The organism is Brooklawnia sp., assembly GCF_032229645.1.
Lineage (GTDB): Bacteria > Actinomycetota > Actinomycetes > Propionibacteriales > Propionibacteriaceae > Brooklawnia.
Genome location: NZ_JAVTWX010000136.1, coordinates 36,295 through 49,464, shown reverse-complemented (window position 1 = coordinate 49,464; position 13,170 = coordinate 36,295). Strand labels below are relative to the sequence as shown.

The following is a 13,170-nucleotide window of genomic DNA, read 5'->3' as shown; positions in this document are numbered from 1 at the left end:
CGGCGATCAACACGGTCATCCGGCGACTACGATCAGATCCCGTGGCGAATCTCATCCCGATCACAGATCCCGCCGATGCGCGCTTGGACGACTACGTCCGGCTGCGCGAGACCAGTCTGCGCCGCAAACTGGAGACCGAGGGCGGACTGTTCATCGCGGAAGGCGCCAAGATCATCCGCCGGGCCATCGAGGCGGGGTTCAAGCCGCGATCCTTTCTGCTGGCCGAACGCTGGCTGCCAGGCCTCGCCGATCTGCTGGACGACTGTGAGGCGCCCGTCTACGTGGTGAGCGAAGAGTTGGCCGAGCACGTGACCGGATTCCACGTGCACCGCGGCGCGTTGGCGTCCATGCACCGTAGGGCCGGGGCACAGCTGAGCGAGCTGCTCACCGCCGACCGCCTGGTGGTCTGCGAGGACATCGTCGATCACACCAATGTCGGCGCGATCATCCGAAGTGCGGCGGGACTGGGCTGGGATGGCGTCGTGTTGGCGCCACGGGCGGCCGATCCGCTCTACCGGCGGGCAATCAAGACGTCGATGGGTACAGTTTTCGAGATTCCATGGGCTCGGATGACCAACTGGGCGTCCGGCCTGCTGGAGTTGCGCCGGACGGGTTTCGAGTTGGTGGCGATGGCGCTGCGCGACGATGCGGTCAGCCTCGGCGACTATGCGGCCGAACTGGCGGCCCGACCACGGAAGGTGGCGCTGCTGCTGGGCACCGAGGGTGACGGGCTGAGCTCGCACTGGCTCGCGCAGACCGACATCGTGGTGCGCATCGAGATGCACCACGGCGTCGACTCGCTCAATGTGGCGGCAGCGGCAGCAGTCGCCTGCTATGCCCTGGGCGGCTCCCGGCCTGCTGCGCGCCAGTCGTTCAGATGACCTCGATCTCGGGATAGATCGGCTGCCACATCGCGTCGTAGACCTGTTGAATGGGGCTGTCCAGCTGGCGCTGGGCGAGTCCCTCGCGCTGGGCCTGCTTCACCACCGCGACGGCGACGCGTGCGGAGATGCTGCGCAGCTGCGTCATCGCGGGCAACAGCGAGGCACCATTGCTGTTGCTGCTCACGGCGGACGCCACGGCCTGCGCGGCGGCAGCGATCATCGTGTCGGTCACGCGGCTGGTCCGGCAGGTGATCACGCCCAACCCGATGCCGGGGAAGATCAAGGCGTTGTTGGCCTGGGCGATCTCGTAGGTCGTGCCGTCGAAGTCGACCGGCTCGAAGGGGGAGCCGGTGGCGATCAGCGCGCGACCGTTCGTCCACTCCAAGAGGTCTGTGGGCAACGCCTCGGCCTTCATGGTCGGGTTCGACAGCGGCATGATGATCGGACGATCGGTGTGCGCGGCCATCTCGCGCACGATCTCTTCGGTGAAGGTACCCGGTTGGGCCGAGGTACCGATCAGGATGGTCGGCTGAACGTTGCGCACCACGTCGGCCAATTCGTAGCGTCCGGGAGTGTCCAGCTCCCAGTGGCTGACCTCGGCCGCCGACCGGGCGAACGGGGCCTGGAAATCGCGTAGTTTGCCGCCCTCGATCAAAAGACCCCGACTCGACAATCCCCAGAACTGCCCAATGGCCTGCTCGCGGTCGATGCCTTCCGAAACCATGATGTCGAGCAGCAGACTGACGATGCCCACACCTGCGGTCCCGGCACCATGCACGACGATGCGCTGATCGGCGAGCTTGGTGTGTGACATGCGGATCGCTGCCAGCACGGCTGCCACCACCACGCCGGCGGTGCCTTGAATATCGTCGTTGAAGGTGCAGATCTCGTCGCGGTATCGATTGAGAATGCGATGGGCGTTTCCGGCCGCGAAATCCTCCCAGTGCAGCAGCGCCTGCGGGAAGCGCTCGGTCACTCCGCTGACGAATCGCTCGACGAAGGCGTCATAGCGTTCGCCGCGCACCCTGGCGTGCCGCACGCCCAAGTAGGCAGGATCGTTCAGCAGGTCAAGATTGTCGGTGCCGGTGTCGAGGACGACAGGCAGCACCCTGTTCGGGTGAATGCCTGCGGCCGCAACATAGACCGACAGCTTGCCGATCGTGATCGCGACGCCGCCGACACCTTGATCGCCAATCCCCAAGATGCCCTCGGAGTCGGTGACCACGATCAGGTCGACGTCGTCGGGGCCCTTCCCCGACGCCTGCAGCGCCTCCTGGATGCCGTCGGGGTTGTCGATGTCGAGGTAGACACCACGAGGCTTATGGAACCAGTGGCTGTACTCCTGAATGGCCACGCCGATGGTCGGGGTGTAGATAATCGGCAGCATCTCCTGGATGTTCTCGGTCAGCACCCGGTAGAACAGCGTCTCGTTTCGGTCCTGCATGGCGGTCAGGTAGTTGTATTTGGCCAGATCTGATGGCTCGTGGGCGTACTGCTTGTAGATGCGGCGCACCTGGGCGTCCAGGCTGATGACGGCGTTCGGCAGTAGCCCGGTGATACCGAGGGCCTGGCGCTGCTCGGTGGTGAAGGCCGTGCCCAGATTGATCATCGGGTTGTTGAGCACGTCGCGGCCGCGGCAGGCGATGCGGGCAATGTCACGTCCATCGCGGTGGACGATTTCGTAATCCTTCGGCACTCCAGCAGCTTACTGTGCGCGGCGGTGGCCGTCAGCAGGGTACGACGATGCGTAGCCGTGCGGTAATCCCGAATGCCTCGGAAGGCCCGTGCCGCAGCGTCGGCCGGGATTGTCAGAGGTCGGCGGGAGCCAACTTACGGCTGATGGGCCAATCCTGCGGGTAGAGCGCTGTCATCGTGTCATGCTGCTCGTTGAGCAACCGGCGCGAACGCTTCGAGAGTCGATCACCGAAGACCGTGCCGGCAAGGTGATCGGTCTCGTGCTGCAGGCAGCGCGCCAGCAATCCGGTGCCCTCGATGCGCACCGGCGTGCCGTTCTCGTCCTGGCCCTCGCAGATCGCGAAATCGGGCCGGGCCAGCGGCTGATAAGCGCCCGGCCAGCTCAGGCAGCCTTCCTCGGTGGAATCCAGGCGGCGGTTCTTCCCCTCGGGAAGCGTGACCACCGGGTTGCACACGATGCCGAAACGCAGCCGATCGTCCTTGTCGGGGCAGTGGAAGACGAACAGCGCGAGATCGACATCGACTTGCGGAGCAGCCAGGCCCACTCCGTCGGCGACAGCCATGGTGGCGAACATGTCGGCCACCAGCTGATGTAGTTCTCCGCCGAATTCGGTCACCGGCCTGGTCGGGTTGCGCATCACCGGTTCGGTCCATCGAGTGATGCGTAGAACCGTGCCCTTGGCGGCCCATTCCCGGGGAGTCGGCATTCTGCCCGTCCTTTGCTACTGATTTTCGCTGGGCCTTCGCCCGTTCAACCAGTCAAACTTATACGAACCACGGCAGTGATTCCCACGTGGCCGGGCCAGTGTGCACGATGCTGGATACCGATCGTTGATTGAAGGAGGCGCTGAATGAGTCTGGCGGGCCACCAGGACACGCCCGGGATTCCGGCAGCACTCCGGCACGCCTTCGATGCGTTCGCCGACTATCAGCGGCTGCAGGTCAATCGATCCGAGAACACGGTGCGGGCATATGGCGGTGACCTTGAACAGTTGGGGAGCTGGCTCGGCGACGCCGGCATCACGAGCCTCGATCAGGTGCAGTTGCCCGATCTGCGTGCTTGGCTGGCCGCCCAGCAGGCCGCGGGAATGGCGGCCGCCAGCCTGCAGCGGCGCAGTGGTGCGGTGCGTGTCTTCTTCCGCTGGGCCGAGCGCCAGGGGCTGGTGGACGAGGACCCCGCGGCCGCCCTGAAGTCGCCGAAGGTGCCCAAGCGACTGCCCGAGACCCTCACTCAGGCCGATGCAGCCGAGTTGATGGACGCGGTGATGGCGGCCGCCGCCGAGGATTCGTCGCCGTCGGGGGTGCGCAACCTGGCGATTCTCGAGGTGCTCTACGGCTCGGGTATCCGGGTCTCGGAACTGTGCGGCCTGGATCTGCCCGATATCGATCGGGACCGCAATGCCATCCGGGTGCTGGGTAAGGGCAACAAGCAGCGCACCGTGCCGCTGAGCGATCCCTCGCGGCGGTCGGTGGACGCCTGGGTACTGCGGAGGTCCGAGTGGCTGACGGCGTCGTCAGGCCAGGCGGTCTTTCTCGGCCGTCAAGGCGGTCGCTTGGATCCGCGGGTGGCACGGCGGGTCGTTCACGATGCGATGCGCGCCATCCCACAGGCGCCGGATATCGGCCCGCATGGCTTGCGCCACGCGATGGCCACTCATCTGCTCGAAGGCGGGGCCGACCTGCGCAGCGTCCAGGAGATGCTCGGGCACGCCTCATTGGCGACCACCCAGATCTATACCCATGTCAGCGATGAGCGGCTCAAGCAGGCGTTCCGGCAGGCCCATCCGCGGGCCTGAGTTGCGGCTGGACCGGTTTGCGCCCTTGGGGGTGAGCGGGTCGGTACCCGAGTGCCCGGGAATCAGCCACCGATCGTCCTCGGATCGACCAAGGTTGCGTCGCGCACTCCTGAATAGTGCAAATGGCAGCCGGTCGAGAATCCCGTGGTGCCGACCTGAGCGATGACCGTTCCCGCCGCGACCTGCTGACCCGGCGACACATCGAAGCCCGACAGGTGCGAATACGACGTCTGCACGTGTACCCCGCCGATCACACCATGATCGATCTCCACACGATTGCCATAGCCGCCGGCGACTCCGGCCGAGGTCACCGTGCCTGGCCAGAGCACCTGTACCGCAGCGCCGCAGGGCGCCCCGATATCGATCCCGTCATGGAACTCGCTGGCGCCGCTGATCGGGTTGATCCGGGATCCGAAGCCGGAGGTCAGCGGCCCGGCCACCGGAAGGTCCCCGGTCAGCGGCAGTACATCGGCGGCCTCGACGACACCGGGCGAAGGCTGCTGGCGTGGCACGGCCGAAAGGGGGAGCAGCCGCACTTCGCTATCGTCCCAGCCGCCCAGCCAGAGCATGGGATCGAGGTAGCTATCGCCGTTGCGCAGGCCCCAGTGCAGGCAGGCCTGTTCCGGGCAGTGCCCCGCGGTGAGCACGCCGATGGTCTGACCGGCAGCCACCTGTTGGCCGGTCGTCACGACGGCCTCCACCGGTTGATAGGTCGTGCGCAACCCGTCGGGATGCTGCACGGTGATCATCGGTACGCCGTCGATGACGCCGATCCAACTGATCGTCCCGGTGCCAGCGGCCTTGACCGGGTCGCCTGCCGTGCCACCCAGATCGACGCCGCGATGCCCAGGCAGCCAGTTCTGCTCGCCAACTTGGAAGCCGCGCAGTACGTCACCGGGCAGCGGGGCCAGCCGTCCGGACGAATCGGCCGAGGCGACGCCCAGCCAGGGGCCTAACAAGACACAGCCGAGGACAAGCAATGCAGTGCCCAGCCGGAGCCCTCGTCCAGGCCATCGGCCGCACATTCGTAGAAACATGCTGGAATGATTGGTCAGTGCCACCCCGAATCGGTCAAATTCGCGTCTGGCTGTGGATGATCTCGGCGAGTTGAGATGAGGCCGGCGAGCGAGCCGAATCGGTGCTGTTCTCAGGCAGGGACCGCGGGCATCGCTCAAATTGACGACCGCGAGGGGTGACAACGTAGAATGGCCCCGCAGCCCGCATCAGCGAGTTGACAACGCATGCGCGGAACCGGGTGGTCCCCGGATCTGAGCCCGAGGTCCCAGACCAGTACAGCTGGCGAGGGCGGGTGAGGAAAGCGCATCAGGCGGTGGCGGGAACCTCTTGCTGCCGGAGAACCAAGTGGGTCTGCACATCGTGGGCTCACGCACAACAGGACGCCGATCGCGATCTCCGCATCGCATGCGTCCGGATGAAAGGACCGACTATGGCCGTCGTTACCACGCGCCAGCTGCTCGAGAGCGGTGTGCATTTCGGGCACCAGACTCGCCGCTGGAACCCGAAGATGAAGCGTTTCATCTTCAATGAGCGCAACGGCATCTACATCATCGACCTGCGCCAGTCGCTGACCTATATCGACAAGGCCTTCAACTACATTTCGGGGATCGTCGCCCGTGGGGGCCAGGTGCTGTTCGTCGGCACCAAGAAGCAGGCCCAGGAGACCATCGCCGAGCAGGCCACCCGCGTCGGTATGCCGTACGTCAACCAGCGCTGGCTGGGCGGCATGCTCACCAACTTCCAGACCATCAACAAGCGGATCACCCGCCTGAAGGAACTGGAATCGATGGACCTCGAGAACGTCGTTCCCGGCGGGCGCCCCAAGAAGGAACTGCTGGGTCTGCGCCGCGAGATGGGCAAGCTCGACAAGTCCCTCGGCGGTATCCGCGACATGGGGCGCGTGCCGCAGGCAGTCTGGATCGTCGATACCAAGAAGGAGCACTTGGCCATCGATGAGGCACGCAAGCTGCACATCCCTGTCGTCGCCATCCTCGACACCAACTGTGATCCGGACGAGGTCGACTACCCGATCCCGGGTAACGATGACGCCATCCGTTCTGTCTCGCTGCTGACTCGCATCGTCGCCGACGCTGTCGCCGACGGTCTGATGAAGCGGTCGAATGCCGACACGGAGCAGACCGTCGAGACCGAGCCGATGCCCGATTGGGAGCGTGAGCTGCTCGCCGGCGGAGAGGCCGAGGCCAAGGAGCCCGAGGCTGCACCGGCTGAGGAGCCCGAGGCTGCCGTTACGGCCGAGGAGACCGAGGCGCCGGCCGAAGCCACCGCCGAGGCTTCTGCCGAGTCCGCCAACTGACAGTCATTCCAGAAGAAAAAGAGGATCACATTCATGGCTATTACTGCCGCTGACGTGAAGAAGCTTCGTGACCTTACCGGCGCGGGCATGATGGACGCGAAGAAGGCCCTCACCGAAGCCGACGGCGACTTCGAGCGGGCGACCGAGTTGCTGCGCGTATCGGGCGCCGCCAAGGTCGCCAAGCGTAGTGATCGCTCGGCCAACAACGGCCTGGTCGCTGCCGCCGGCTCGTCGCTGATCCAGTTCGGGTCAGAGACCGACTTCGTCGCCAAGAACCAGGAGTTCGTCTCGCTGGCCGACGCGATCGTGGCAGCCATCGAGGCCGGCGAGGCCGCCGATGTGGAGTCCGCGCGGGCTCTTCCGCTGGCCGATGGCACGGTCGACGAGGCGATCAGCGCCCTTGAGGCGAAGATCGGCGAGAAGCTGGAGTTGGCGAACGTCGCTCGTTTCGACGGTTCGGTGCACACCTACCTGCACCGCCGCAGCCAGGACCTTCCCCCGCAGGTCGGCGTCCTGGTCGAGTACCAGGGCGACGACGAGGAGTTCGTGCACGCTGTCGCGTTGCAGATTGCCTCGATGCGCCCTGACTTTGTCTCTCGTGAAGATGTTCCGGCCGAGATCGTGGAGCGCGAGAAGCGCATCGCGACCGAGACCGCCATCGAGGAGGGCAAGCCCGAGAAGATCATCCCGAAGATCGTCGAGGGTCGCGTTGCTGCTTTCTTCAAGGAGGCTTGCCTCTTGGAGCAGCAGTCGATCACCGACGACAAGAAGACCGTCGGCAAGCAGGCCAAGGATGCCGGTGTGACCATCACACGCTTCGTACGTTTCGTGGTGGGCGCCTGACGTCGGGCTAGAAGAACTCCCTGCCGCAGGCGGTGGCCCCTTTCCGGGTCGCCGCCTGCGGTTTCGTTTTTGATCGGCCTCAACGGCGTCACGTCGCCGCGGAGCGGGCGTTACCACTAGAGTGGACGAGAACTCGCCTGCACCTGGAGGAAATCTGATGACTGAGCCCTATCATCGCGTGCTACTCAAGTTGTCGGGGGAGGCCTTCGGGGGAGGCAAACTCGGCGTCGACCCACTGATCGTGCGTTCGGTGGCCCGCCAGATCGCGCATCTGGTAAACGCGGGGACCCAGATCTCGGTGGTGGTCGGTGGAGGCAACTATTTCCGCGGGGCGGAGCTGCAGCGCGGCGGCATGGATCGCGATCGTGCCGACTACATGGGCATGCTGGGAACCGTGATGAACTCCCTCGCACTGCAGGACTTTCTCGAGAAGGAAGGGGTACCCACCCGCGTCCAATCGGCCATCGCCATGGGGCAGGTGGCCGAGTCCTATATTCCGCGCCGTGCCGAGCGTCACATGGAGAAGGGCCGCGTGGTGATCTTCGGCGCCGGCTCGGGCATGCCCTACTTCTCGACCGACACCGTGGCCGCTCAGCGGGCGTTGGAGATCGGCGCTGAGATCTTGCTGATGGGCAAGAACGGTGTCGATGCGGTCTACGATTCGGATCCCAAGACCAACCCGGACGCCAAGCGCTACGACGAACTCACCTACAACGAATTCCTCGCGAAGGGTCTGAAGGTCGCCGATGCCACCGCCATCAGCCTGGCTCGGGACAACAACCTCGATATGCTTTTCTTCGGGCTCGACGACGAGTCCAATATCGGACGCGCAGTCGCCGGTGAACGCATCGGCACCTGGGTCCACCCCTGACCCTGAGCGCGCCGTCAACTTTCACATCAGATACTTTTCGGAAGGATGAGCCGTGATCGACGAGATCATCAAGGAGACAGCCAAGAAGATGGCGGGAGCCATCGACTTCGCCCGCCAGGACTTCGCGACGGTGCGGACCGGCCGCGCCAACCCGGCGATGTTCAACAAGCTGGAAGCCGAATACTACGGCGTCCCGACCCCGCTCCAGCAACTCGCGACCTTCCAGTCGCCGGAGCCGCGGGTGATGCTGATCAATCCGTTCGATGTCAGCGCGGTCAACGCGATCGAGAAGGCGATCCGCAACTCCGACCTGGGTGTCAACCCCGCGAGTGACGGCAAGTCGATCCGCGTCGTGTTGCCGGAGCTGACCGAGGAGCGCCGCAAGGAGTACATCAAGATCGTCCGGGGGAAGGCCGAGGAGGGCCGGGTCGCGGTCCGCAACATCCGGCGCCATGCGGTCGACCAGGTCAAGAAGGCGGAGAAGGACAAGCAGATCGGCGAGGACGAAGCCAAGCGCGCCGACAAGCGCCTGGACGACGAGACCAAGAAGTCCGTCGAGGCGATTGATCAGCTGCTGAAGGCCAAAGAGGCTGAATTGATGGCGGTCTAGCAGTGAGCGGGCGGGATCCGGACGAGGTCACATCGTCTGCGGCAGTGGCACCTGCCGCCAAGAAGCACAGCGCGGGACGCAACCTGCCGGTTGCGATCGCTTCCGCGGTCGTGCTCTTCGCCTGGATCCTGAGCTCATTGCTGTGGTGGCAGTGGGGATTCGTCCTCTTCTTGATCGCCGCCGCAGTCGCCGGTTCCTTTGAGATCTGGCGTGCACTCACCCGCCTCGGGATGCATGTCGCCATCGTCCCGATCGCCATCGGCACCCCGCTGACCCTGATCGCTGTGCACTATCTGGCGCAGGACCGCGGCCAGGTGGCCGGCGCCAGTGCGCTGGTGGCCGGCCTGGCACTGATGGTCATCACCGCCCTGGTCGGACGGCTGCGCGGGCCGGTACGCGGTTTCATCGGCGATGCCGCGGCGAGCGTCTTCACGATCGGCTATGTCCCATTGCTGCTGAGCACGCTGGCGCTGTTGCTCGCCCAGCCGGACGGTAACCTGCGGGTGATCTACTACTTCATCCTGGTGCCCTGCTCGGATACCGGCGCCTATGCCGTCGGTTCATTGCTGGGCAAGCACAAGATGGCCCCACACATCAGTCCCGGCAAGACCTGGGAGGGCCTGGCGGGGGCCATCGGGGTGACCATGATCATCGGTGCTGTGCTCGGCCCGGTGATGATCGATGCGTCCTGGTGGGCGGGGGCGATCATCGGCGTTGTGCTGTCGCTGGCGGCCACCGTCGGTGATTTGATCGAGTCGATGATCAAGCGCGACGCCGGGCTCAAAGATATGAGCAAGCTCATCCCCGGTCATGGGGGTGCGATGGACCGGCTGGATTCGCTGCTGGTCGCAGCCCCGATCGCATGGCTGTCGATGCTGGTGCTGGTCTAGCACCTGTGAGGCCATTCGCAAGGCAATGCCGTTGCCATCAGATGAATGCGGAATCGCCAGATCTTGCCTGGCTGCGGCACACTCGTCTATGTGACCACTGTTACCGCGCCCATCGATCTCACCGGGAAATTCATCCCGACTCGTCGCAAGCCTCCGGTGCACTGGATGGATCTGACGCCCGAGCAGCGCATCGAAGCGGTGCGTTCGGCGGGGCTGCCGGCGTTTAGAGCCAAGCAGATCTCCAACCAGTGGTTCACCAGGCTGGACGCCGACCCGCAGAGTTGGACCGATCTGCCGGCCGGGATGCGCGAGCAGGTGCATCAGACCTGGTTCCCGACCATGCTGACCTCGGTCAGCGAGCAGACCGCCGACCACGGAACCACCATCAAGACCGCCTGGCGGGCATTCGACGGGGCGATCATCGAATCGGTGATCATGCGCTATCGCGATCGCACCACGATCTGTATCTCGTCCGAGGCGGGCTGCGGCATGGCTTGCCCCTTCTGCGCGACGGGCCAGGGCGGCCTGCAGCGTAACCTCACCGCGTCCGAGATCGTCTGGCAGGTGCACGATGCGGCCCGGCGGCTGGGATCGGGGGAGTTCCGAGGTGGGCCCGGCCATATCAACAACATCGTCTTCATGGGCATGGGCGAGCCGATGGCCAACTACCGGGCAGTGCTCGCAGCCGTCCGCCAGATTCACGCGCCCAACCCCGACGGGCTGGGCATCGGTGCGCGCGGCCTGACCATCTCGACGGTCGGCATGGTTCCCAGGATGCGCCAGTTGATCGACGAGGACCTGCCCGTCACCCTGGCGTTGTCGCTACATGCCCCGGACGACGAGTTGCGCGACGAGATCGTCCCGCTCAACCGGCACTTCAACGTGGATGCGGTGCTCGACGCAGCCTGGGACTACGCGGCCGCCAGCAAGCGGCGGGTGAGCATCGAATACATCCTGATCAAGGACATCAACGACCAGGCCTGGCGGGCCGATCTGCTGGCCAAGCGGCTGAAAGCCCGCGGCGACTGGGGCTGGTTCCACGTCAACCTGATCCCGCTGAATCCGACCCCGGGCAGCAGATGGACGGCATCGCGTCCCGAGGACGAACGGGCATTCGTCGAGCATCTGGAGCGAGCTGGGGTGCCGGTGACCGTCCGCGACACCAGAGGCAGCGATATCGACGGCGCCTGCGGTCAGCTGGCGGCCAACCTGGATGCCAGGACATCAAACTGAGTGAGGAATCGTTGAATCCGAGGGCTCCGAGACGCCACCGCAACCAACGGCTGATCCTGCCAGACCAGGAGTCTACTGGTCGGCAGAATCGACCGGGCGTAGGATGACGGCCTCCCAGGGACGCAGTGACAGGCTGAGGGTACAGCGGGGTTCGCGGTCACAATTCCCGAGCACTAGGTCGGCGCTGTTTCCCCATGGACCGCTGAGGTCGACCTCTTGATCGCTGCTACTCAGATTGGCTGCCATCAAGATCACCGCTGATCCCAACCGTCGGGCCAGGGCATATACGCTCGGGTGCTCGGGGAGGAGCATCGTGAAGTCCCCGAATTGGATCACCGGGTCAGCGGCGCGCAACGCGATGAGCCTTCGGTAGTGGTGGAAGACCGAACGCCGATCAGCTCGCTCGGCCGCAGCGTTGACCATCAGATAGTTGGGGTTGATGTCGATCCAAGGCTCGCCGGTGGTGAAGCCCGCGTGCGGGCCGGCATTCCACTGCATCGGCGTGCGGGCATTGTCCCGGCCCAGGTGTGCCAGCCCGGCCAGTATTTCGGCCTCTGGGACACCGGCATCCAGACCGGCGTGGGCGTGGTTGAGCGCCTCGATATCCCGGTACTGGTCGAGTCGGACGAAGCCGGCGTTTGTCATCCCGAGCTCCTCACCCTGGAAGACATACGGGGTGCCGCGATGCATGTGCAAGACCGTTGCCCAGGCCGTCGCCGATTCCCTGCGGAAATGCTCGTCGCCCCATCGCGAGACCACCCGCGGCTGGTCGTGGTTCTCCCAATAGAGGGAGTTCCAGCCCACCTCGGACAGTCCTTGCTGCCAGCGGTTCATCGTGGCCTTGAGCTCGGTCAACCGTAGTGGCAAGGGATCATACGGGCCGTCCGGGCCGTGGTCGAGCACCATGTGCTCGAAGGTGAAGATCATGTCGAGTTCAGCACGGGCCCGGTCTGTGGTCAGTTGCGCGTCTTCGAGCGTCGCCCCCAGACCCTCGCCGACGAGCAACAGCCGGTCGCCGTACGCGGCGAAGACTTCGCGATGCATCTCTTGCAGGTAGTCGTGTACGCGGGGACGCCCGGTGAAGAAAGGTGTGCCGTCGCCCAGGCCGTCGGCTCCCGGTACCCCGTCGGGAAGAGATCCGTCGGCGGCGACGTCCTTCGCGATCAGGTTGATGACGTCCAGCCGGAAGCCGTCGACGCCGCGCTCCAGCCACCACCGCATCATCTGGTAAATGGCCTGCCGCAGGTCGGCATTCTCCCAGTTCAGGTCGGGCTGTTTGGTGCCGAAGAGGTGCAGATAGTACTCACCGGTGGATTCATCGAACTGCCACGCAGGACCGGCGAAGAACGAGCGCCAGTTCGTCGGCTCGGCGCCGGGCTCGCCGGGCAGCTTGCCGGGGCGAGCCGGACGCCACCAGTACCAGTCGTGTTTTGGATTGTCGCGCGAGGAGCGGGCTTCGACGAACCACGGATGCTCGTCGCTGGTGTGGTTCACGACCAGGTCCAGGATCACCCGGATCCCGCGGTCGTGCAGGGCTGTGAGTACCGCATCGAAGTCGTCCAGGGTGCCGAACATCGGATCGATATCGGTGTAGTCGCTGATGTCGTAGCCGTTGTCCTGTTGCGGGCTGGGGTACATCGGTGACAGCCAGACGGCTCCCACGCCCAATTCGGCCAGGTGATCGACGTGGGTGAGCACGCCACGCAGGTCTCCGATGCCGTTGCCATCGGAGTCGGCGAAGGAACGTGGATAGATCTGGTAGACAACGGAGGAAGTCCACCACGGTGCGGACTGTGGTTCGATGGTCACAAGGATCGTCTTTCAATCGTGATCGGTGGTCAATTCGGCGTGGCCGTCGAGGGCACGCACCTGGCGGCCGTGCAGCAGCAGGCTCCAGGTTAAGTCATCGGGGCCGGTTGCTGCGACGGTACCGTCGGTGCGCTCGATGATGAAGTCGGCCGGTGCGAACAGTACGGCCTCACCCTCGCCTTTGACTTCGCGAAGGGTCTCGAAGAC

General features: G+C 65.0%; 13 protein-coding genes. 8 read left to right on the top strand and 5 right to left on the bottom strand.

Annotation, left to right across the window (positions count from 1 at the left end; genetic code table 11):
* Positions 1 to 41: 41 nt before the first annotated feature.
* Entirely contained in the window at positions 42 to 881 is an 840-nt protein-coding gene (locus AAFP05_RS10965; protein WP_341729898.1) for an RNA methyltransferase, read from the top strand.
* On the opposite strand, the gene AAFP05_RS10960 is transcribed toward AAFP05_RS10965, so the two are convergent.
* Entirely contained in the window at positions 874 to 2,493 is a 1,620-nt protein-coding gene (locus AAFP05_RS10960) for an NAD-dependent malic enzyme (protein ID WP_341729983.1), read from the bottom strand. The two genes, AAFP05_RS10965 and AAFP05_RS10960, sit on opposite strands and share 8 nt — an antisense overlap.
* A gap of 199 nt (positions 2,494 to 2,692) precedes the next feature.
* Positions 2,693 to 3,286, bottom strand: coding sequence for a peptide deformylase (gene def / locus AAFP05_RS10955; protein ID WP_341729897.1), 594 nt, complete (start codon positions 3,284 to 3,286; stop codon positions 2,693 to 2,695).
* A gap of 144 nt (positions 3,287 to 3,430) precedes the next feature.
* On the opposite strand from def, the gene AAFP05_RS10950 reads away from it, so the two are divergent.
* Positions 3,431 to 4,375 (top strand): tyrosine recombinase XerC, encoded by a 945-nt coding sequence (locus AAFP05_RS10950; protein WP_341729896.1) that lies wholly within the window; start codon positions 3,431 to 3,433, stop codon positions 4,373 to 4,375.
* Positions 4,376 to 4,437: 62 nt separating this feature from the next.
* Here the strand turns inward: AAFP05_RS10950 and AAFP05_RS10945 are convergent, their stop codons facing one another.
* The gene (locus AAFP05_RS10945; protein WP_341729895.1) at positions 4,438 to 5,412 is read right to left on the bottom strand and encodes a peptidoglycan DD-metalloendopeptidase family protein; all 975 of its coding nucleotides are present in this window, start codon (positions 5,410 to 5,412) and stop codon (positions 4,438 to 4,440) included.
* Between the two features lie 410 nt (positions 5,413 to 5,822).
* On the opposite strand from AAFP05_RS10945, the gene rpsB reads away from it, so the two are divergent.
* From rpsB to rlmN, 6 genes are all read left to right on the top strand, one after another.
* Positions 5,823 to 6,707 carry a 30S ribosomal protein S2 gene (rpsB, locus tag AAFP05_RS10940; RefSeq protein WP_341729894.1) on the top strand — a complete coding sequence of 295 codons (885 nt, stop codon included), beginning with the start codon at positions 5,823 to 5,825 and terminating at the stop codon, positions 6,705 to 6,707.
* 33 nt (positions 6,708 to 6,740) lie between these two features.
* Positions 6,741 to 7,550, top strand: a complete 810-nt coding sequence (tsf, locus tag AAFP05_RS10935; protein ID WP_341729893.1) for a translation elongation factor Ts — start codon at positions 6,741 to 6,743, stop codon at positions 7,548 to 7,550.
* 154 nt (positions 7,551 to 7,704) lie between these two features.
* Positions 7,705 to 8,421, top strand: a complete 717-nt coding sequence (pyrH, locus tag AAFP05_RS10930; RefSeq protein WP_341729982.1) for a UMP kinase — start codon at positions 7,705 to 7,707, stop codon at positions 8,419 to 8,421.
* 55 nt (positions 8,422 to 8,476) lie between these two features.
* The gene (frr, locus tag AAFP05_RS10925) at positions 8,477 to 9,031 is read left to right on the top strand and encodes a ribosome recycling factor (RefSeq protein ID WP_341729981.1); all 555 of its coding nucleotides are present in this window, start codon (positions 8,477 to 8,479) and stop codon (positions 9,029 to 9,031) included.
* Positions 9,032 to 9,033: 2 nt separating this feature from the next.
* On the top strand, positions 9,034 to 9,921 hold the full coding sequence (locus AAFP05_RS10920; protein ID WP_341729892.1) for a phosphatidate cytidylyltransferase: 888 nt from the start codon (positions 9,034 to 9,036) through the stop codon (positions 9,919 to 9,921).
* A gap of 165 nt (positions 9,922 to 10,086) precedes the next feature.
* Entirely contained in the window at positions 10,087 to 11,154 is a 1,068-nt protein-coding gene (gene rlmN / locus AAFP05_RS10915; RefSeq protein WP_341729980.1) for a 23S rRNA (adenine(2503)-C(2))-methyltransferase RlmN, read from the top strand.
* 72 nt (positions 11,155 to 11,226) lie between these two features.
* Here the strand turns inward: rlmN and AAFP05_RS10910 are convergent, their stop codons facing one another.
* A complete protein-coding gene (locus AAFP05_RS10910) occupies positions 11,227 to 12,963 on the bottom strand; it encodes an alpha-glucosidase (RefSeq protein WP_341729891.1) in 1,737 nt (578 codons plus the stop codon).
* 12 nt (positions 12,964 to 12,975) lie between these two features.
* A partial coding sequence (locus AAFP05_RS10905; protein ID WP_341729890.1) for a hypothetical protein occupies positions 12,976 to 13,170 on the bottom strand: 195 nt, incomplete at its 5' end.